This is a genomic window from Paracoccus hibiscisoli, from assembly GCF_005048265.1.
GTDB classification, from domain to species: Bacteria; Pseudomonadota; Alphaproteobacteria; order Rhodobacterales; family Rhodobacteraceae; genus Paracoccus; species Paracoccus hibiscisoli.
Map to the genome: position 1 here is coordinate 97548 of NZ_SUNH01000002.1, position 19573 is coordinate 117120.

At 68.9% G+C, this 19573-nt stretch carries 18 protein-coding genes and 1 riboswitch; of the genes, 13 read left to right on the forward strand and 5 right to left on the reverse strand.

Going from position 1 to position 19573, the window contains the following annotated elements; all coding sequences use genetic code 11:
* Window positions 1-5: 5 nt before the first annotated feature.
* Genes cobN through cobJ form a run of 5 tightly spaced genes read left to right on the forward strand, consistent with a single transcriptional unit; the run spans window position 6 to window position 6367 of the window.
* On the forward strand, window positions 6-3179 hold the full coding sequence (gene cobN / locus FA740_RS00905) for a cobaltochelatase subunit CobN (protein WP_136854896.1): 3174 nt from the start codon (window positions 6-8) through the stop codon (window positions 3177-3179).
* On the forward strand, window positions 3176-4276 hold the full coding sequence (gene cobG, locus FA740_RS00910) for a precorrin-3B synthase (protein ID WP_246053371.1): 1101 nt from the start codon (window positions 3176-3178) through the stop codon (window positions 4274-4276). The genes cobN and cobG overlap by 4 nt, the downstream gene beginning before the upstream one ends.
* Window positions 4276-4905 carry a precorrin-8X methylmutase gene (locus tag FA740_RS00915; protein WP_136854897.1) on the forward strand — a complete coding sequence of 210 codons (630 nt, stop codon included), beginning with the start codon at window positions 4276-4278 and terminating at the stop codon, window positions 4903-4905. Before cobG ends, FA740_RS00915 begins: the two co-directional genes overlap by 1 nt.
* On the forward strand, window positions 4905-5642 hold the full coding sequence (gene cobI / locus FA740_RS00920; protein ID WP_211243619.1) for a precorrin-2 C(20)-methyltransferase: 738 nt from the start codon (window positions 4905-4907) through the stop codon (window positions 5640-5642). The genes FA740_RS00915 and cobI overlap by 1 nt, the downstream gene beginning before the upstream one ends.
* Entirely contained in the window at window positions 5639-6367 is a 729-nt protein-coding gene (gene cobJ, locus FA740_RS00925; protein WP_136854899.1) for a precorrin-3B C(17)-methyltransferase, read from the forward strand. Before cobI ends, cobJ begins: the two co-directional genes overlap by 4 nt.
* Here the strand turns inward: cobJ and FA740_RS00930 are convergent.
* On the reverse strand, window positions 6343-7077 hold the full coding sequence (locus FA740_RS00930; RefSeq protein ID WP_211243620.1) for a cobalt-precorrin-6A reductase: 735 nt from the start codon (window positions 7075-7077) through the stop codon (window positions 6343-6345). The genes cobJ and FA740_RS00930 overlap by 25 nt on opposite strands.
* Before the next feature lies 1 nt (window position 7078).
* Here FA740_RS00930 and cbiE point away from each other — a divergent pair, with 1 nt between their 5' ends.
* The 8 genes from cbiE (at window position 7079) to dgt (ending at window position 14374) form a co-directional block, all read left to right on the forward strand.
* The gene (cbiE, locus tag FA740_RS00935; protein WP_136854901.1) at window positions 7079-8269 is read left to right on the forward strand and encodes a precorrin-6y C5,15-methyltransferase (decarboxylating) subunit CbiE; all 1191 of its coding nucleotides are present in this window, start codon (window positions 7079-7081) and stop codon (window positions 8267-8269) included.
* Entirely contained in the window at window positions 8251-8574 is a 324-nt protein-coding gene (locus FA740_RS00940; RefSeq protein WP_211243616.1) for a cobalamin biosynthesis protein, read from the forward strand. The genes cbiE and FA740_RS00940 overlap by 19 nt, the downstream gene beginning before the upstream one ends.
* Window positions 8571-9338: a precorrin-4 C(11)-methyltransferase gene (gene cobM / locus FA740_RS00945; protein WP_136854903.1), complete on the forward strand. Its 768-nt coding sequence runs from the start codon at window positions 8571-8573 to the stop codon at window positions 9336-9338. Before FA740_RS00940 ends, cobM begins: the two co-directional genes overlap by 4 nt.
* Complete coding sequence (locus FA740_RS00950) at window positions 9335-10645, forward strand: cobyrinic acid a,c-diamide synthase CobB (RefSeq protein ID WP_136854904.1); 1311 nt, start codon at window positions 9335-9337, stop codon at window positions 10643-10645. The genes cobM and FA740_RS00950 overlap by 4 nt, the downstream gene beginning before the upstream one ends.
* 20 nt (window positions 10646-10665) lie before the next feature.
* A riboswitch (cobalamin riboswitch) is annotated at window positions 10666-10881 on the forward strand.
* 33 nt (window positions 10882-10914) lie between these two features.
* A complete protein-coding gene (locus FA740_RS00955) occupies window positions 10915-11580 on the forward strand; it encodes an energy-coupling factor ABC transporter permease (RefSeq protein ID WP_136854905.1) in 666 nt (221 codons plus the stop codon).
* A complete protein-coding gene (cobF, locus tag FA740_RS00960) occupies window positions 11577-12311 on the forward strand; it encodes a precorrin-6A synthase (deacetylating) (RefSeq protein WP_136854906.1) in 735 nt (244 codons plus the stop codon). The genes FA740_RS00955 and cobF overlap by 4 nt, the downstream gene beginning before the upstream one ends.
* A 117-nt stretch (window positions 12312-12428) precedes the next feature.
* Window positions 12429-12947 (forward strand): BrnA antitoxin family protein, encoded by a 519-nt coding sequence (locus FA740_RS00965; protein WP_136854907.1) that lies wholly within the window; start codon window positions 12429-12431, stop codon window positions 12945-12947.
* 92 nt (window positions 12948-13039) lie between these two features.
* A complete protein-coding gene (gene dgt / locus FA740_RS00970) occupies window positions 13040-14374 on the forward strand; it encodes a dGTP triphosphohydrolase (protein WP_136854908.1) in 1335 nt (444 codons plus the stop codon).
* Between the two features lie 24 nt (window positions 14375-14398).
* Here dgt and carB read toward each other — a convergent pair whose 3' ends face one another.
* The 4 genes from carB to flaF form a co-directional block, all read right to left on the reverse strand.
* On the reverse strand, window positions 14399-17737 hold the full coding sequence (gene carB, locus FA740_RS00975) for a carbamoyl-phosphate synthase large subunit (RefSeq protein ID WP_136854909.1): 3339 nt from the start codon (window positions 17735-17737) through the stop codon (window positions 14399-14401).
* Window positions 17738-17910: 173 nt separating this feature from the next.
* Window positions 17911-18684 (reverse strand): DUF1217 domain-containing protein, encoded by a 774-nt coding sequence (locus tag FA740_RS00980; RefSeq protein ID WP_136854910.1) that lies wholly within the window; start codon window positions 18682-18684, stop codon window positions 17911-17913.
* 6 nt (window positions 18685-18690) lie between these two features.
* Window positions 18691-19095: a flagellar biosynthesis repressor FlbT gene (gene flbT, locus FA740_RS00985; protein WP_136854911.1), complete on the reverse strand. Its 405-nt coding sequence runs from the start codon at window positions 19093-19095 to the stop codon at window positions 18691-18693.
* Window positions 19092-19457 (reverse strand): flagellar biosynthesis regulator FlaF, encoded by a 366-nt coding sequence (gene flaF, locus FA740_RS00990; RefSeq protein ID WP_169306182.1) that lies wholly within the window; start codon window positions 19455-19457, stop codon window positions 19092-19094. Before flaF ends, flbT begins: the two co-directional genes overlap by 4 nt.
* Between the last annotated feature and the right edge of the window lie 116 nt (window positions 19458-19573).

Here is a 19573-nt window from a genome sequence, read left to right on the forward strand (position 1 = left end):
GCCTGATGCATGTCATCTTCCGCGAACAGGTCGGGCTGGATCAGTCTGACGCCCCCTATGATCCCGGCCAGACGCCGGCGGATCTGGTGGTCCTGTCCTTTTCGGACAGCGACCTGGGGGCCTTTGCGGAAGGATGGAAGCGGGCGGCGGGCGGCCTGCCCTCCACCCGGCTGTGCAATCTGGTGGCACTGCGGCACCCGGTCTCGGTCGATACCTATGTCGAACAGACGCTGTCGGGGGCGCGCGGCATTCTGATCCGCATCATCGGCGGAGAGGCCTATTGGCCCTATGGCCTGGCATCTGTGCAGGATCTGGCGCGCAGGCAGGGCATCGCGCTGGCGGTACTGCCTGCCGACGGGCGCGACGATGCGCGGCTGGACCAGATGTCCACCGTGCCCGCATCGGTGCTGCGCGTGCTGCGGCGGCATTGCGAACAGGGCGGCGCGGTGGCGGCGCAGGCGGCGCTGGCGCAGCTGGCCATCGCGGCGGGGCTGGACGCAGCCCCGGTGCCGGGGATCAAGACGCTGCCGCAGATGGGGTTCTATGACCCGGATCACGGTGTGATCGCCGATCCGGGGGCGCCGCAGGCGCTGGTGACGTTCTATCGCAGCTGGCTGGCGGCGGCGGATATGGCGGCGATCGACGCGCTGATCGGCGCGCTGCGGGGGCGGGGCATCGCGGCGGTAGGGGTCTTTGCGCCCTCGCTCAAGACCGCGGGGCTGGCCGATTGGCTGCACGCGGCGCTGCCGCAGCCGCCCGCGATGGTGGTGAACGCCACCGCCTTTTCCGCGGGGACCGAGGCGCCCTTTGCGCCCTTCCCCGGCCCGGTCTTTCAGGTGGCGCTGTCCACCAACCGCCGCCGGGACTGGGCCGGGGCGGAACGCGGGCTGTCGCCGTCGGACCTGGCCATGAACGTGGTCCTGCCCGAGGTGGACGGCCGCATCTTTGCCGGCCTGATCAGCTTCAAGTCGCCCGCCCCGCGCGACCCCGACCTGCAATATTCGCGCTTTGCCCACCGCCCCGACCCGGCGCTGGTCGCGGCGGCGGTGGATCGCATCGTGGCCTGGGGCGCGCTGGCGCAGGGGGCGGGCCGCGTGGCGATGGTGATGTCCACCTATCCGGGGCGCGACTGGCAGATGGCCCATGCCGTGGGGCTGGACGCACCGGCCTCCGCGCAGGCCGTGGGGGCGATGATGGGTGCCGACCTGCCCGCGATGCCCGACGGGACCGTGGCCTGGCCGCTGGACGAATACCGCGCCGCCCTGGCCCGCCTGCCGCAGGCGCTGCAGGACGATCTACACATGGCCTGGGGGGCGCCCGAAACGGACCCCGATTGTCGCGACGGGGCGTTCCACCTGCGCACCAGCCTGCACGGGCCGGTGATCCTGGCGCTGCAGCCCGAACGCAGCCACCGCGCAGGGCGCGAGGACAGCTATCACGACCTGACCCGCGTGCCGCGCCATGCCTATGTGGCCTTCTATCTGTGGCTGGCGCAGCAGGGCGCGCAGGCGCTGATCCATATGGGCGCGCATGGCACGCTGGAATGGCTGCCGGGCAAGGCGGTGGCGCTGTCGGGCGACTGCTGGCCCGCGGCGCTGTTGGGCGCGATGCCGGTGATCTATCCCTTCATCGTCAACGATCCGGGCGAGGCCGCGCAGGCGAAACGTCGCATCGGGGCCGTGACCCTGGGCCACATGCCGCCGCCCATGCGGGACGCCGCCGTGCCCCCCGGCATGGCGGGGCTGGAGCGGTCCTTGGACGAATATTCCACCGCCGACGGGCTGGACCCCGCCCGCCGCGACCGGCTGATCGCCGCGATCCGGGACGAGGCCCGCGCCCTGGGCGTCGAGGCCGATCTGGGCATCCCGTCTGATGCCAGCGCCGCCGAGGCGATCACCCGCATCGACCGTTTCGTCTGCGACATCAAGGAAAGCCAGTACGGAGAGGGGCTGCATGTCTGGGGCAGCGGCGCCTGTGGAGACGCGGAACGCGACGGGCTGATGGCCGCGCTGGCCGGGCGCTTTGTGCCGCCGGGGCCGTCCGGGTCGCCCAACCGGGGGCGGTCGGATGTGATGCCCACCGGGCGCAACCTGTTCAGCGTCGATCCGCGCGCCGTGCCCACGCCATCCGCCCATGCGCAGGGCGTCAAGCTGGCCGAGGAGCTGCTGCGCCGTCACCTGCAGGATCACGGGGACTGGCCGCGCGGGCTGGTCGTGGACCTCTGGGGCAGCGCCACGATGCGCACGGCCGGCGAGGAATTCGCCATGGCCCTGCATCTGGCGGGGCTGAAGCCGGTGTGGGATGACGGGTCGGGCCGCGTCTCGGGCATTGAGGTCGTGCCGCTGGCCCTGCTGGGCCGCCCACGCATCGACGTGACCCTGCGCGTGTCGGGCCTGTTCCGCGACGTGTTCCCCGTGCTGGCGCAGCTGTTCGAGACCGGGGCCGCCACGCTGGCCGCGCGCGACGAGGCCCCCGACCAGAACCCCTATGCCGGGGGCGCGCGGGTGTTCGGCCCGCAGCCGGGGCAATACGGGCTGGGCATGGGCACCGCGCCCGACACCTTTACCGACGCCGCACGGCTTGCGGCGGGCGAGGCGTGGATCGCGGCCTCCAGCTGGGCGATCGGCGCGGATGGCACCAGCCACGAGGCCCGCGACGCGCTGGAGGCACGGCTGGCCAGCGCCGACAGCTTTGTCCACGCGCAGGACCTGCCCGAGACGGACCTGCTGCTGGCCGCCGACTATGCCGCGCATGAGGGGGGATTCGCCGCCGCCATGGCGCGGATCGGGGCCGCGGCACCCGCGCTGTACCATCTGGACGCCACGCAGCCCGACCGCCCCCGCGCCCGCACCCTTACCGAGGAGATCGCCCGCACCACCCGCGCCCGCGCCGCCGACCCGGCCTGGGCCGATGCGATGACCGCGCATGGATACCGCGGCGCGGCGGAAATCGCCGCCACGCTGGACCACATGGCGGCCTTTGCGCATCTAGCCGGGGCGGTGCCCGCGCATCTGTTCGACCTGTACCATGATGCGACCCTGGGCCGCCCCGAGATCGTCGATTTCATGGAGGGCGCGAACCCCGAGGCCCTGGCCGCCATGCGCGACCTGTTCCAGCGCCTGCATGATGCGGGCCTGTGGGTCACGCGGCGCAACTCGATCGCGGCGGGGCTGTCGTGATCCGCGGCTGGTGCCCCGGCGCGCTGCGCCCGATGGAATCGGGCGACGGATGGGTGGTGCGCATCCGCCCTCCCGGCGGGCGCTTGGACGGCGCGCAGGCACAGGCCATCGCGGACGCTGCCGAGGCGCATGGCAACGGCGTGATCGAGCTGACGGGCCGCGCCAACCTGCAGCTGCGCGGCGTGACGCCCGCGACCCACGCGCCTCTGATCGCCGCGCTGCGCCAGCACGGCCTGATTGACGCGGACACAGCGACCGAGCAGCGGCGCAACATCATCGTGACACCGTTTGCGGACGCGCAGACCGATGCGCTGGCCGCCGCGCTGGCCTGCACGCTAGCCGAAAGCGGTCTGCCCCTGCCCGCCAAGTTCGGCTTTGCCGTCGATACCGGCCCGGCGCCCGTCCTGACCCGCGACCCGGCCGATATCCGCATCGAACGCGGCGCCGGCGGCCTGATCCTGCGCGCCGACGGCATGGCGCAGGGGGCGGGTTTTGACGGCCCGGATCAGGCGGTCGCGCTGGCCCGCTGGTTCCTGGATCAGGGTGGCGCACCGCAGGGCCGGGGGCGGATGGCCGCGCTGATCGCGGGCGGCGCATCCCCCCCGGGCGCGACGCTGGCGGCCCTGGACAGCGCGCCCCCACAGATCCCCGGACGGGTACCGCAGGGCATGCTGGTCGGCCTGGAGTTCGGGCAGATCCCGCCCGACACGCTGCGGCGGCTGGCCCGGCTGGCGCCCCTGCGCCTGACGCCGTGGCGGATGCTGCTGGCCCAGGGGGTGCGCGCCCTGCCCGCGCTGGACGGGCTGATCGCGGACCCCACCAACCCCCGCATGCGCCTGCGCGCCTGCCCCGGCGCGCCCGCCTGTCCGCAGGGCCATGGCCGCACCCGTGACGTCGCGCGCAGCCTGGCCACCCTTGTCCCCGACGGGGCGATCCTGCATGTCAGCGGTTGTGCCAAGGGCTGCGGCTGGCCCCGCGCGGCGGACGTGACCCTGACCGCGACCCCCGCCGGGTTCGACCTGATCCGGCACGGTCGCGCCCATGACGTGGCCGCCCTGCGCGGCCTGCACCCCGATCAACTGCCAAAGGTTCTGTGATGCCCCATGACTATGAAAAGGACGGCGCCGCCATCTATCACCAGTCCTTTGCCACCATCCGGGCCGAGGCCGACCTGGCGCGTTTCGACGCCGATGAGGAACCCGTCGTCGTCCGCATGATCCATGCCGCGGGGCTGGTGGGCCTGGAACGCGACGTGGCCTTCACCCCCGGCATGGCGACCGCCGCCCGCGCGGCCCTGGCCGCAGGCGCACCGATCCTGTGCGACGCGCGCATGGTCAGCGAAGGCATCACCCGCCCGCGCCTGCCCGCCGACAACGCCGTGATCTGCACCCTGAACGATCCGCGCGTCCCCGATATGGCGCGCGACATGGGCAACACCCGCAGCGCCACCGCGCTGGAGCTGTGGCGCCCGTTTCTGGAGGGCGCGGTGGTGGCCATCGGCAATGCGCCCACCGCGCTGTTCCATCTGCTGAACATGCTGGAGGACCCCGCCTGCCCCCGCCCCGCCGCGATCATCGGCTGTCCCGTGGGGTTCGTCGGCGCGGCTGAATCCAAGGACGCGCTGATGGCAGCGCCCCCCTGTCCTGCGGTCATCGTGCGGGGCCGGCTGGGCGGGTCGGCCATCACCGTCGCCGCGATCAACGCGCTGGCCAGCCGGAGGGAATGATGGGACGCATCATCTGCGCAGGGCTGGGGCCGGGCGATCCGGACCTGATCTCGGTCCGGGCCGACAGGGCGGTGCGCGGCGCGCGCCATGTGGCTTATTTCAGGAAGCCCGGCAGGCCCGGTCAGGCGCGCCGCATCGTTCAGGGCATGCTGGCCCCCGATGCGGTCGAATATCCGATGGAATACCCGGTCACGACCGAAATTCCCTTTGACCACCCTGATTACAACGACGCGCTGGCGGGGTTCTATGACCTTTGGGCCGCGCGCCTGGCGCAGTTGGCCCAGACCGAGGATGTGGTCGTGCTGTGCGAGGGCGACCCGTTCCTTTACGGCAGCTTCATGCATCTGCAGATCCGCCTGCAGGGGCTGGCGCAGGTCGAGGTGATCCCCGGCATCCCCGGCATGGTCGGCTGCTGGAACGCGCTTGGTCAGCCGATGACCTGGGGCGACGACGTGCTGACCGTGCTGATGGGCACCCTGCCCGAACCCGATCTGATCCGCCATATGCAGGGCAGCGACGCGCTGGTGGTGATGAAGACCGGCCGCAACCTGCCCAAGCTGCGCCGCGCGCTGGCAGCATCGGGGCGTCTGGCCGATGCCTGGCTGATCGAGCGGGGCACCATGCCCGGCCAGCGCATCGCGCCCCTGGCCGATGTGGCCGATGACGACTGCCCCTATTTCGCGATCCTGCTGGTGCATGGCCACGGGCGGCGCCCCATGGCGCGGGTGGCGGAATGACCGGCTGGATCACCGTCGCGGGGCTGGGGCCGGGGTCTGACGCCATGGTGACCCCCGAAGTCGCCGCCGCGCTGGATCAGGCGACCGACGTGATCGGATACATCCCCTATGTCGCCCGCGTGGCCGCGCGCCCCGGCCTGACCCTGCATGCCAGCGACAACCGGGTGGAGCTGGACCGCGCCCGCCACGCGCTGTCGCTGGCGGCGGCGGGGGCGCGGGTGGTGATCGTGTCGTCCGGCGATCCGGGCGTGTTCGCGATGGCATCCGCCTTGTTCGAGGCGCTGGAGGCCGCAGGCGGCGACCCCGACATCCGCATCCTGCCCGGCATCACCGCGATGCTGGCCGCCGCCGCACGGGCGGGCGCGCCCTTGGGCCATGATTTCTGCGCGATCAACCTGTCGGACAACCTCAAACCCATGGCGCTGATCGAACATCGTCTGCGCCATGCCGCGCGGGGCGATTTCGCGATGGCCTTCTACAACCCGCGTTCGGCCAGCAGGCCGCAGGGCTTTGCCCGCGTGCTGGAGGTCCTGCGCGAGGAATGCGAACCCGGCCGCCTGCTGATCTTTGCCCGCGCCGTCAGCACCCCGGACGAGGCCTTGCGCGTCGTGACCCTGGCAGATGCCACGCCCGACATGGCCGACATGCGCACCGTGGTGCTGGTCGGAAACGCGGCCACGCGGCGGGTGGGCCGGTGGGTCTATACCCCGCGCGGGGCGGTCTGATGCAGCCAGTCCAGCGCCTGCTCCGGTGCGGGAACCTGCGGCCGGTCGGGGGCCGGGGGCCGGTCGATCATGATCACGCGGACGTCCAGATCGCGCGCGGCCTGCAGCTTGGCGCTGGCCCCCGCGCCGCCGCTGTTCTTGGCGACCAGATGGGTGATGCCATGCGCCGCCATCAGCGCCCGGTCGCCCGCGACATCGAAGGGCCCGCGAGCAATCACCACCTCCGCGTGCAGCAGGGGCGGCGCATCGGGCGCATCGACCAACCGCAGCAGCCAGCGATGCGGCAGGGCGGCAAAGGGGGCCAAGGTCTGCTTGCCGATGGCCAGGAACACCCGTGTGGGCGTGACGGGCAACGCCGCGACCGCGCCCGCGATATCCGCCACCTGCGTCCAGCCGGGACCGGCCTGCCAGGCCGGGCGGCGCAGCATCAGCATGGGCACCCCCGCCGCATGGCAGGCGGCATCCGCATTGCGGCTGATCTGGGCGGCAAAGGGGTGGGTCGCGTCGATCAGATGGGTGATCCGCTGGTCGCGCAGGTACCGGCCCAGCCCCTCCGCGCCCCCGAACCCGCCCACCCGCATGGGCAGCGGCTGCGCCACCGGTGCCGCCGTCCGCCCGGCATAGGAGAACACCGCATCGACCCCTGCCTCGGCCAGAAGGGCGGCCATGCGGCTGGCCTCGGTCGTGCCCCCCAGCAGCAGGACGCGCATCATGTCTGACCCCTGGCTGACGATCATCGGCATGGGCGAGGATGGACCGGCGGGCCTGCCGGATGCAAGCCGTGCCGCGCTGGCGGCGGCCCAGGTCGTCTTTGGCGCGCCCCGTCTGCTGGCGCTGGCCGGGGTGGACGGTCAGCCATGGCCGGTGCCCTTCGATCTGGCGCCTCTGCTGGCGCGGCGGGGCGCGCGCGTGGCGGCGCTGGTGTCGGGCGATCCGTTCTGGTGCGGCGCGGGCGGCAGCATCGCGGCCGTGCTGGAGCCCCACGAATGGCGCGCCGTGCCCGCGCCCGGCGTGCTGTCGCTGGCAGCCGCACGCCTTGGCTGGCGGCTGGAGGCGGTCGTGACCTTGGGCCTGCACGCGGCCCCCCTGTCGCGCCTGCGCCCGCATCTGGTGCGCGGCTGCCGCATCATCGCCACCCTGCGCGACGGCGACGCGCCCGCCGCCCTGGCGGCATGGCTGGCGGACCAGGGCGCGGGGGCTGCACGCCTGACGGTGCTGGAGCGTCTTGGCGGGCCGCAGGAGCGTGTCCGTCAGGCCCGCGCCGATGCCTTTGCGCTGGATTGCGCCGCACCCGTGGCGGTGGCCATCGACGGGACGGACCTGCCGCGCGGCTTCGGCCTGTCCTCGGTGCCGGGCCGCCCCGAGGACCGCTTTGCCCATGACGGACAGATCACCAAATCGCCCATCCGCGCCCTGACCCTGGCCGCCTTGGCGCCCCGCGCGGGAGAGATGCTGTGGGATATTGGCGGCGGGTCTGGCTCGGTCGCGGTCGAATGGGCGCTGGCCGGGGGACGCGCCGTGACGGTTGAGCCGCGCGCCGATCGCATTGCCACCATCCGCGCGAATATCGACGCCTTCGGGCTGGGCGGCCGCGTCACCGCAATTCACGGCGCGGCCCCCGGCGCCCTGCCGCAGGGCACCCCCGATGCGATCTTTGTCGGCGGTGGCGCCTCGCAGGCGCTGATGGCGCATCTGTGGGACCGGCTGACCCCCGGCGCGCGCCTGGTCGCCAATGCCGTGACGCTGGAGACCGAGGCCCTGCTGGCCGACTGTCACGCCCGCCACGGCGGCCGCCTGCTGCGCATCGACATCGCTGAGGCCACCCCCCTGGGCCGGATGCGCGGCTGGACCGCCGCCCGCCCCATCGTGCAATGGAGCGTGACATGCGCATCGCCGGAATAGGCTGTCGCCCCGGCACGCCGCTGGCGGACCTGCGCGCCGCGCTGCAGGCCGCAGGTGGCGCGGATGCGCTGGCCACCGTCCCCGACCGTGCGGCCGAAATCCGGCCCTTGGCCGACGCGCTGTCCCTGCCCCTGCATCTGGTGCAGGTCGCGGGCATCGCCACGCCCACGCAATCCGCCCGCGTCAACGCTGCCTTCGGCACCGGATCGGTGGCCGAAGCCGCCGCCATAGCGGTTTGCGGCCGCCTGACCCACCCGCGCCGGATCTTCGGCCCCATCACCATCGCCATCGCAGAGGTTCCATGACCGTCCATTTCATCGGCGCAGGCCCCGGCGCGCCCGACCTGATCACCCTGCGCGGCCGCGACCTAATCGCGGCCTGCCCGGTCTGCCTGTACGCAGGGTCGCTGGTGCCGGCCGCGCTGCTGTCCCATTGCCCGCCCGGCGCGCGCATCGTGAACACCGCCCCCCTGTCGCTGGACCAGATCATCGACGAGATCGCCACCGCCCATGCGGCGGGCCAGGACGTGGCGCGGCTGCATTCGGGCGATCTGTCGGTCTGGTCCGCGATGGGCGAACAGATCCGCCGCTTGCGGGCGCTGGACATCCCCTTTGACGTGACGCCGGGCGTGCCCAGCTTTGCCGCCGCCGCCGCCGCGCTGCAGACGGAGCTGACCCTGCCGGGCCTGGCGCAATCGGTCGTGCTGACCCGCACGCCGGGGCGCGCATCCTCGATGCCGGAAGGCGAGACGCTGGCCGCATTCGCCGCGACGGGGGCGACGCTGGCGATCCATCTGTCGATCCATGCGCTGGACCGGGTGGTGGCCGATCTGACCCCGCACTACGGCCTCGATTGCCCGGTGGCCATCGTCTGGCGGGCCAGCTGGCCCGACCAGCGGGTGATCCGCGCGACCCTGGCCACGGTGGACGCGCAGGGCATCGACCGCACCGCGCTGATCCTGGTCGGCCCGGCGCTGGCGGCTGAGGGGTTCGACGACAGCCGTCTGTATGCGGGCGATTACGACCGCCGCTATCGCCCGGTCGGCGACGCGCCGAGGTTTCCGGAATGACGCCGGGCCTGATGATCTCGGCCCCCGCATCCGGCACGGGCAAGACGATGCTGATGCTGGGCCTGCTGACCGCGCTGCGCAGGCGCGGGCTGACGGTGCAGCCCTTCAAGTCGGGGCCGGATTACATCGATCCGGGGTTCCATCTGGCGGCGTCGGGGCGGTCCAGCTTCAACCTGGATGCCTGGGCGATGGAGCCGGGGCGCCTGGCCGCCCATGTCACCGGACAGGACGACGCAAACCTGGTTCTGGCCGAGGGGTCGATGGGCCTGTTCGACGGCGTGGCGACAGCGGGAGAGACCGGCATCGGCTCCAGCGCGGAAATCGCGATGATGATGGGCTGGCCCGTGGTGCTGATCCTGGATGTCAGCGGGCAGGCGCAATCGGCGGCGGCGACCGCGCGGGGCTTTGCCACGCTGCGGCCCGATCTGCCCTTCGCGGGGGTGGTGCTGAACCGCGTGGCCTCCCCGCGCCATGATCGGCTGATCCGCGAGGGGATGATCCAGGCCGGAATCCGCGTGCTGGGCAGCCTGCCGCGTCAGGGCAACATCGTCCTGCCCGAGCGTCATCTGGGCCTGATCCAGGCCGAGGAGACGGCGGGCCTGCAAGCCATTCTGGACCATGCGGGCGATTTCATCGCGGCGCATTGCGACCTGGACGCGATCATCGCCGCCGCCGCGCATCGTGCCCTGCCCGACGCCCCCGTACCGCGTCCGCTGACGCCCCCGGGGGGCCGCATCGCGCTGGCCCGCGACGCGGCGTTCAGTTTCGTCTATCCGCATGTGCTGGCCGCGTGGCGGCAGGCGGGGGCCACGATCCTGCCCTTTTCGCCGCTGGCCGATGAGGGGCCGGATGACAGCGCCGATTGCTGCTGGCTGCCGGGCGGATACCCCGAACTGCACGCGCCCCGGCTGGCCGCCTGCGACGTGTTCCGCGCGGCCATGCACCGCTTTGCGGCGACGCGGCCGGTGCATGGGGAATGCGGCGGCTATATGGCGCTTGGGGCAGGTCTGGTGGATGCCGATGGCGTGCGCCACCAGATGTTGGGCCTTCTGGGGTTGGAGACCAGCTATGCCAAACGCCGCATGCACCTGGGATACCGACGCGCCGAGCCGCTGACCGCCCTGCCGGGGCTGGGCCGCGTGGCGCTGCGCGGGCATGAATTCCACTATGCCTCGATCCTGTCACAGCCCGACGCCCCCCTGGCCCGCGTGACCGATGCAACCGGGGCCGAGGTCGCGGAAACCGGCAGCCACCGGGGCACCGTCACGGGCACGTTCTTTCACCTGATCGCGCCCGCCGCGACTTGACGAGGGCACGGTGATCACGTCTAGGTGAGGGCCTGCATGGTGCCCATCAGGCGTGAAACGCCGGGCTTCATCGGGAACGGGGAAGGGTGGACCCAATCGCGGCACCCGAAGCCCCGGCCGCCCCCGCGACTGTATGCGGAGAGCGCGCGTCACCAACGCCACTGGAGCGATCCGGGAAGGCCGACGCCGCGCCCTGACCCGCAAGCCAGGAGACCGGCCATGTCAGCCAACCATCCCGCCGTCGGGTGTGACGGCCATAGGAGTGTGACATGCATATCGAAGAAGGCGTCGTTAACGGCGCGAAACTGATCCTGGGTTACGCCACCGCCGCCACGGCGGGGCTGTATGCGCTGAAGCTGGCGGTGGATGCGGTGCGGGCGCAGGGGACCGCGTCCCTGGCCGCCCGCGCAGGGCTGGCCACGGCCGCGACCTTCGTGTTCTTTCAGGTGCTGCCGACCTGGCCCGTCGGCGTGTCGGAGGTGCACCTGATCCTGGGATCGACGCTGTTCCTGCTGTTCGGGGCGGCGCCTGCGGCCATCGGGCTGGCGATGGGGCTGCTGATCCAGGGGCTGTTCTTTGCGCCCTTCGATCTGCCGCAATACGGGATGAACGTCACGACGCTGCTGGTGCCCCTGTTCGCGGTCGCGGCGCTGGCGCGGCGGGTGATCGCGCCGGGCACGGCCTATGTGGACCTGCGCTATGGTCAGGCGCTGGCGCTGTCGGCGGCCTATCAGGGCGGCATCGTGACCTGGGTCGCGTACTGGGCCTTCTATGGTCAGGGGGTCGAGGCCACGGCGGGCGTGCTGTCCTTTGGCGCGGCCTATCTGGTGGTCCTGGCGCTGGAGCCTGTGGTCGATCTGGCCGTGCTGGCGGGCGCCAAGGCCGCGCGCGGGCTGCGGGGCAGCGGGCTGGTCACACAGCGCCTTTACGCATGATCGATCTGGTGCTGATCGGGGCGGGCACGGGCCATCCCGACCACCTGACCCTGCAGGGCGTCCGCGCCCTGCAAGAGGCTGATCTTGTTCTGATTCCCCGCAAGGGCGCGGGCAAGGAGGACCTGGCGCATCTGCGTCTGGCGATGCTGGCGCGGCACCGGCCGGACGGCGCCGTGGTCGAGGTGGACCTGCCAGTGCGGGACAGCGAAATCCCCTATCTTCAAGGAGTTGAGTCCTGGCACGACGCCATCGCGCAGGCCTGGGCGCAGGCGGTCGACCTGCCGCAGGGCGGGACCGTGGCGATGCTGGTCTGGGGGGACCCCTCGCTCTATGACAGCAGCCTGCGGATCGCGGCGCGGCTGGACTGGCGCGCGCGGGTCATTCCGGGGATCACGGCGATCCAGGCGCTGTGCGCGGCCCATGTCATCCCGTTGAATTCCCTGGGCAACGAGGTTCTGATCACCACCGGTCGCCGCCTGCGCGAGGGCGGCTGGCCGCAGGGCTGCGACCGCGCGGTGGTGATGCTGGACGGCGCCTGTGCGTTCCAGACGCTGGCCCCCGAGGGGCTGTCGATCTGGTGGGGCGCCTATCTGGGCATGGTCGAGGAGCGGCTGGAGAGCGGCCCGCTGGCCGAGGCCGGGCCGCGCATCGTGACGCTGCGGGCCGAGGCGCGGGCGGCGCATGGCTGGATCATGGATTGCTATCTGCTGGCCCGGAACGGCGCGCACTAACCCGTCACCGGGGGCGCACCGCGCAGACACAGGGCGTACACCGACAACGCACGGTCGCTTAAGGCGCCGTTAACGGTCCGGCGGCAGTCTGGCGGGCATCGATCCTGCGGAGGCACCATGTCCGTCACCAAGGCCGAAGGCACAAGGCGCGCGAATTACCACTATATGGCCGACGCGATGCGGATGCTGGAATGGGACCTGCACAGCACCGTCATGGCGCGGATGCGCATCTCCGACGACTGGCACCGCATCGCGCAGGAAAAGGGCACGGCCCCCAAGACGCGCGTCACGCTGCGGCTGGATGCGGATGTGGTGGCGTTCTTCCGCTCGATGGGGCCGGATTGGCAGGTGCGGGTCAACCGGCTGATGGCGGCCTGGATGCATGCGCGGCTGGCGGGGCTGATCGAGGGGGCCGAGACGATGGATTACCTCAAACGCCGCGAGGCCGAGGGTCTGGACGGCCCCCGCCCCGAATTCGGCGACCTGCAGCGCGCCGAGGACGCGGCCTGGGCCGAGATGGGCGAGACGCCCCTGCCATTGGGTGAGCCTGGCGTGCCGATGGAGGGGCCTCGGCGGATGAGCGCGGCGGGGAAGCGAGCGTTGCTGGAGGAGATGAAGGGGCGGAGGGGGTTGTGAGGCGGCAGCCGAAGCGTTGCCGCGCAAGCCTTATTGACACAAACCATTATTTGAGCAGGCTATAGATGATGTTTGTTCAAAGGATATAGTACATGGATTGGCAAAGCTTATTGAATCAGGAAAGATCACAGCGCCCAAAGTACGTCGAGCAAACGCACCGACCGCTCTATGTTCAAGATCTAGATAGGATTGCCTTCTCCGCCCCCTTTCGGAGGCTTGCGCACAAGACTCAAGTCCACCCACTGTATGAGAACGATCACCTTCATCACCGCCTTATCCACAGCATCGAAACAGCTAGCGTTGGGCGGTCGCTCGGAATCGAGGTCGGCCATTGGCTTGAAGAGCAGTCGCGGATAGAATCCGGGAAAGCCCTTTTGGTGGGCGGCATTGTTCAAGCTGCTTGCCTCGCTCATGATATCGGAAACCCTCCGTTTGGGCACTCTGGCGAAGCAGCAATCGGAGCATGGTTTTCCGGTAAATTTACGGAGAATTTGGGTATATTCTCGGAAATCCCCAAAGATGACCGTGAGGAGTTTGAAGCCTTTGAAGGTAATGCACAAGGCTTCCGGATTCTTACGCGCCTAGAGATGTACAGAAACGCAGGTGGCATGCAGCTTTCAAATGCAGTTCTCGGTGCATATACAAAATACCCTTCGGGTGCGGTCGCAAAGGATGCAAAGCCTGAGTCGTACTGCGGCCTGAAGAAATTTGGTTATTTCCGGTCGGAAGAAGTCTATTTCGAAGATGTGGCGCAGAAGTGCAACTTGCTTTCTGGAATCGGCGGACCGCGAAAGTGGTGGAAAAGGCACCCTCTGGCCTTCCTCGTAGAGGCAGCTGACGACATCACTTATGGCATTATAGACATCGAAGACGCATATTGTTCAGGTCTCTTGAGTTACAAGAAAACCTGCAAGATCCTCGAACCTATTTGTGGAGTGAGCAACAATGACACTTCGCACCTCACTGAGGCGGAGCATGTATCGTACCTGCGTGCGCGCAGCATCGGTGCCGCGATCTCATTCTGCGTCGAGGCGTTCAAGAACCATTATGCAGAAATCATGTCTGGCAAGTTTAATGACTCACTTATTGCAAGCTCAGATAAAGCTGACGCCTTTCATGAAATCGAGGTACTATCGCGCGGAAAAATTTACCCGAGCGACCGAAAAATGGAGTTGGAAGTTTATGGCCGAAACCTACTGCACAATACACTTAACGGCCTGATACCAATTTTTCAGGCGCTACACGCAAACAACTGGGATTCGAGCAAGCTTTCGTCATACGAAAAGCAGGTGACTCAGGTTCTAAACATTGATTTACGTGACGCGCGTGATGCAAGTTCTGCACTGCACATTTTGTGCGATTACGTCTCTGGGATGACGGATCGGTACACCGTCAAGACAAGCAATCTCCTCGGCGGCACGGCATGAACCATGGCCCGAGTTGCTGCAGGACTAAGCCTGCAGCGACCTGACGCCGACTTCCCCTTCCTCCCGCGACTTGATCGCTGCCACGGCGGCGATGCTGCCTGCGGCCGTGGTGAAGTAAGGGATCTTGTCGTAGAGGGCGACGGCGCGGATGTCGCGGCTGTCGGCGATGGCCTGGACGCCTTCGGTCGTGTTCAGGACCATCGCGATTTCGTCGTTCTTGAGGCGGTCGACGATGTTCGGGCGGCCTTCATAGACCTTGTTCACGCGGGTGGACGCCACGCCCTGCGCGTCGAGGAAATCGGCGGTGCCCGAGGTCGCGACCAGATCGAAGCCCATCGTCACCAGATCGCGGGCGGCCTGCGCCAGGGCGGGCGTCTTGTCGGCGTCCTTGACCGACAGGAAGACGCGGCCGGTGGTCGGCAGGTCCGTGCCCGCGCCCATCTGCGCCTTGAGGAAGGCCCGCGCGAAGTTGCGGTCCCAGCCCATGACCTCTCCGGTCGAGCGCATTTCCGGCCCCAGCAGCGTGTCGACGCCGGGGAAGCGGGCGAAGGGCAGCACGGCCTCCTTGACCGAGAACCAGGGCGTGATCGGGTCGGCCAGCGTCATCGGGTCGGCAAAGGGCAGGTCCGTTTCCGGGCCCACGCCCTCCGGGTAGGGCGCGCGCGCGGGGAAGTTCGACATCGGCTCGCCCGCCATCAGGCGCGCGGCGATCGAGGCGATGGCGCTATCGGTGGCCTTGGCGACGAAGGGGACGGTGCGGCTGGCGCGGGGGTTGACCTCGAGCACGAAGATTTCGCCATCCTTCAGCGCGAACTGCACGTTCATCAGGCCCTTCACCTTGAGCGCGCGGGCCATGGCGGTCGTCTGGACCTTGAGTTCCGCGATGGTGGCGGCGTCCAGCGTGTGGGGGGGCAGCGAGCAGGCGCTGTCGCCGGAATGGACGCCGGCCTCCTCGATATGCTCCATGATGCCGGCGACGTGGACGTTGTGGCCGTCGCACAGCGCGTCGACATCGACCTCGATCGCGCCCGAGAGGTAGCTGTCCAGCAGGACCGGGCTTTTGCCGCTGACGGTCACGGCCTCGGTGATGTAGCGGCGCAGGTGGTCCATGTCGCGCACGATCTCCATCGCGCGGCCGCCCAGGACGTAGGACGGGCGGATGACCAGCGGGAAGCCGATGCGTTCCGCGATTTCAATGGCTTGCGCGTCGCTGCTGGCGATGCCGTTGATCGGCTGCTTGAGGCCCAGATCCTGCAGCAGGTGCTGGAACCGCTCGCGGTCCTCGGCCAGGTCGATGGCATCGGGGGTGGTGCCCAGGATCGGGATACCCTCGTCCTGCAGGGCGTTGGCCAGTTTCAGGGGCGTCTGGCCGCCGAACTGGACGATGACGCCGTGCAGGGTGCCGTTGCTCTGTTCGGTGTGCAGGATCTCCAGCACATGTTCGAAGGTCAGCGGCTCGAAATACAGCCGGTCCGAGGTGTCGTAATCGGTGCTGACCGTTTCCGGGTTGCAGTTGATCATGATCGTCTCATAGCCCGCCTTGGTCAGCGCATAGCAGGCGTGGCAGCAGCAATAGTCGAACTCGATCCCCTGGCCGATGCGGTTCGGACCGCCGCCCAGGATGACGACCTTTTTCGCGTCGGTGGGGCGGGATTCGCATTCCACGTCGCCCATCGCGGGGGCCTCGTAGGTGGAATACATGTAGGGGGTCTGGGCCTCGAATTCGGCCGCGCAGGTGTCGATGCGCTTGAAGACCGGGCGGATGTCCAGGGCGCGGCGGGCGCGGCGGACAGTGGTCTCGTCGGTCTTCGTCAGATGCGCCAGGCGGGCATCGGTGAAGCCCATCATCTTGATGCGGCGCAGCCCGTCGGCATCGGTAGGCAGGCCGTTCTCGCGGATGACATGCTCGGCATCGATGATCTCGCGGATGCGGGCCAGGAACCAGGGGTCAAAGCTGGTGACGCGGTGGATCTCGTCGTCGGACAGGCCAAAGCGCATGGCTTCGGCGATGACGCGGATGCGGTCGGGGGTGGCCTTGGACAGGGCGGCGATGACGGCGGGCTTGCCCTGTTCGCTGGCGCCCTCGATGGCGATCTCGTCCAGGCCGGTCAGGCCGGTCTCCATCGAGGCCAAGGCCTTTTGCAGCGATTCATGGAAGCTGCGGCCGATGGCCATCACCTCGCCCACGGATTTCATCGCGGTGGTCAGCTCGGGCTTGGAGCCGGGGAATTTCTCGAAGGCGAAACGCGGGATCTTGGTGACCACGTAATCAATGCTGGGCTCGAAGCTGGCGGGGGTCACGCGGGTGATGTCGTTGTCCAGCTCGTCCAGGGTGTATCCCACGGCCAGTTTCGCGGCGATCTTGGCGATCGGGAAACCGGTCGCCTTGGAGGCCAGCGCCGAGGAGCGGCTGACGCGCGGGTTCATCTCGATCACGACCATGCGGCCATCGGCGGGGTTCACCGCCCATTGCACGTTCGATCCGCCGGTCTCGACGCCGATCTCGCGCAGGACGGCGATGCTGGCCGTGCGCATCATCTGGTATTCGCGGTCGGTCAGCGTCAGGGCCGGGGCGACGGTCATGCTGTCGCCGGTATGCACGCCCATCGGGTCGATGTTCTCGATGGCGCAGACGATGATGGCGTTGTCGTTGCGATCCCGCACGACCTCCATCTCGTATTCCTTCCAGCCCAGCAGGCTCTCGTCGATCAGCACCTGCGCCATGGGCGAGGCGTCCAGACCCGAGCGCACGATGCGTTCGTAATCGTCGCGGTTATAGGCGACGCCGCCGCCGGTGCCGCCCAGAGTAAAGGCCGGGCGGATGATGGCGGGCAGGCCGATCTCCTCCAGCGCCTCCATGGCCTGGGCCACGCCGGTGTTGATGTCGTATTTGCCGCTGGCCAGCTTGGGTGCGGCGATGATCGTGGCCTTGGGGTTCTCGAGGCCGATGCGGTCCATCGCCTCGCGGAACAGCTTGCGGTCCTCGGCCATCTCGATGGCGCTGCGCTGCGCGCCGATCAGCTCGACCCCATAGCGGTTCAGCGCGCCGCTGTCGGCCAGGGCCAGCGCGGTGTTCAGGCCGGTCTGCCCGCCCATGGTCGGCAAAAGCGCGTCGGGGCGTTCCTTGGCGATGATCTTTTCGACGATCTCGGGGGTGATCGGCTCGATATAGGTGGCGTCGGCCATCTCCGGATCGGTCATGATCGTCGCCGGGTTCGAGTTCACCAGAATGACCCGATAGCCTTCCTCGCGCAGGGCCTTGCAGGCCTGGGCGCCGGAGTAATCGAACTCACAGGCCTGCCCGATGACAATGGGCCCTGCCCCGATGATCAGGATCGACTTGATATCGGTACGTTTCGGCATGGTTCTGGCCCCCGGGCTGGTCGTGCATCGATCGCGGCAAATCGTCCGGGGTTATAGCCAGTCACGCCTTGGGCGCAAGGTGCGGCGGCGCCGCCTTGGGGCGAAAATGCCCGATCCGGCGGGGCTGCCCGAGCAACATGAGCGGGCCGCCGCACCCGCCGGGCGTGGCGCCGTCAGCGGTTGGTCAGCAGGGTCAGTGCCGCGCTGTAGCGATTGGCGACGGGGTTGGCCTCCAGCTGAGAGCGCGCCATGAAGGTCCGGATCAGCTTATCCACCGTTTCGGGCGAAGACATGTCCTTGAAGCTGGACGTGCCCAGAAGGCGTTCGGAGGCCTTGGTGTATTCCTCCAGCTGACGGTCGATGGGCAGACGGCCATAGCTTTCGCTAAAACCGAAGGCCCCCTGAAAGACCTTGCGCAGAGGAGCATTTCCGATGACCTCGAACCAGAGGGTCCGGTCGGACGAATCGCGTCCGGCCAGCTGCTGCAACTCTCGCCGGGCGTTCAGGCCAAGGCGCAGGTTCTCATCGCTTTCGCCGATGCGGCGTTCGAACTCCCGCTGGACGAAGGCCGTGCCGACGGTATCGGCCAGGTTCTTGGCCGGCTTGTCCGCGCCGTAGCCGAACGCCTCGGCCAGCCGAAGATAGCGCTTGTCCGCCAGCCGGTTCACCAGCGAGGATTTGTCCGACGTATCGCTTTCCAGAACCTTCTGGATGAAGGCCTTGTTGGGCAGGTCCGCCTCCAACCCAAAGGCCGACAGCGCGGTGCTGAGGAGGCGGTAGTCCTTGACCAGCTCCTCGGCCTTGGCGGCGCGGGCGATATTCTCGCGGAAGTAGGTGACCGAACGCTGGACCACGGGGTCGCGGGCCACCGTCTCGATCTGGCGGGCCTCGGTCCTCTGGACGATCTTCCAGCCCAGAAGACCGGTGGCTCCGACAGAAATGGTCATGGCACGCTACTCCTTGGTGGATGCGAAAAGGCGCGCCTCGCGGGGCAGCAGATCGCGCAGCTTGCGCAGCGCCTGATAGGGATTGGCCTCGACCGCGGCGACGGTCGCCTCGGCCAGGAGCAGGCGACTGTCGCGATCATCGAAGACCTGGCTGAGTTGTTCGATGGCCACCAGCAACTGCCGCCGCCCCTCGACCGGGTCGGCATCGCCCGAAAGGATCAGCTGGGCGATGTAAAGCGCGCGTGAGACCGGCGTGCGGGCGCTGTCGGGGTGGATGGCGTCACGCAGGCGCAGGACATTCACGTTGGGCGTCTTGATGGCGATCTTGGTGCGGCGGTCGCCATTCTCGATCACCGCGCCGTTGATCAGCACCCGCTCGTTCGGTGCAAGCTTGAGGACGAGCCCGCTCATGCGCCGACATCTCCGCGCAGTCCGCGCATGATGGTCATGTTGATGTCGATCAGGGGATCGGTCGCGGCGGTGCCTGCCATGACAGCCTGCCCGTGACGGATCGCGAAACCGGCAAGAGAGATCAGCCCGGCCTTGGTGGCGTCCGGCAGGGCATTTCCGGGATCGGCCAGATCGATGCCCAGCAGCGTCCACAACTCATTGTTCTTGTAGACGGCCTGGATGGTGTCCGGGTTGTCAGCCTTTCGGGGTGCCTGACGCAGCATGCGGGTGACCCGCGAAAAGACGTCATATTCAGCGTCGCGTGGCGTGCGCAATTTGCTGGACGAATAGCCATGGTCGGTCAGTGGCGTTACCGCGTTCAAGATCGTTCTTCCCGTTCTGGAGTGTGATCATGGGGTGGCGGGCGCCCCAAAGCGCCCCCCCGGCGTGTCAGCCGAACAGCGCCAAGAACGCCCCCCGCGCCCGGGTGGGGAGAGAC

Coding starts and splice junctions, on each gene's coding strand:
- cobN (WP_136854896.1), top strand. CDS start 6: ATGCATGTCATCTTCCGCGAACAGGTCGGGCTGGATCAGTCTGACGCC.
- FA740_RS00915 (WP_136854897.1), top strand. CDS start 4,276: ATGCCCCATGACTATGAAAAGGACGGCGCCGCCATCTATCACCAGTCC.
- cobI (WP_211243619.1), top strand. CDS start 4,905: ATGGGACGCATCATCTGCGCAGGGCTGGGGCCGGGCGATCCGGACCTG.
- cobJ (WP_136854899.1), top strand. CDS start 5,639: ATGACCGGCTGGATCACCGTCGCGGGGCTGGGGCCGGGGTCTGACGCC.
- FA740_RS00930 (WP_211243620.1), bottom strand. CDS start 7,077: ATGCGCGTCCTGCTGCTGGGGGGCACGACCGAGGCCAGCCGCATGGCC.
- cbiE (WP_136854901.1), top strand. CDS start 7,079: ATGTCTGACCCCTGGCTGACGATCATCGGCATGGGCGAGGATGGACCG.
- FA740_RS00940 (WP_211243616.1), top strand. CDS start 8,251: ATGCGCATCGCCGGAATAGGCTGTCGCCCCGGCACGCCGCTGGCGGAC.
- cobM (WP_136854903.1), top strand. CDS start 8,571: ATGACCGTCCATTTCATCGGCGCAGGCCCCGGCGCGCCCGACCTGATC.
- FA740_RS00950 (WP_136854904.1), top strand. CDS start 9,335: ATGACGCCGGGCCTGATGATCTCGGCCCCCGCATCCGGCACGGGCAAG.
- FA740_RS00955 (WP_136854905.1), top strand. CDS start 10,915: ATGCATATCGAAGAAGGCGTCGTTAACGGCGCGAAACTGATCCTGGGT.
- cobF (WP_136854906.1), top strand. CDS start 11,577: ATGATCGATCTGGTGCTGATCGGGGCGGGCACGGGCCATCCCGACCAC.
- FA740_RS00965 (WP_136854907.1), top strand. CDS start 12,429: ATGTCCGTCACCAAGGCCGAAGGCACAAGGCGCGCGAATTACCACTAT.
- dgt (WP_136854908.1), top strand. CDS start 13,040: ATGGATTGGCAAAGCTTATTGAATCAGGAAAGATCACAGCGCCCAAAG.
- carB (WP_136854909.1), bottom strand. CDS start 17,737: ATGCCGAAACGTACCGATATCAAGTCGATCCTGATCATCGGGGCAGGG.
- FA740_RS00980 (WP_136854910.1), bottom strand. CDS start 18,684: ATGACCATTTCTGTCGGAGCCACCGGTCTTCTGGGCTGGAAGATCGTC.
- flbT (WP_136854911.1), bottom strand. CDS start 19,095: ATGAGCGGGCTCGTCCTCAAGCTTGCACCGAACGAGCGGGTGCTGATC.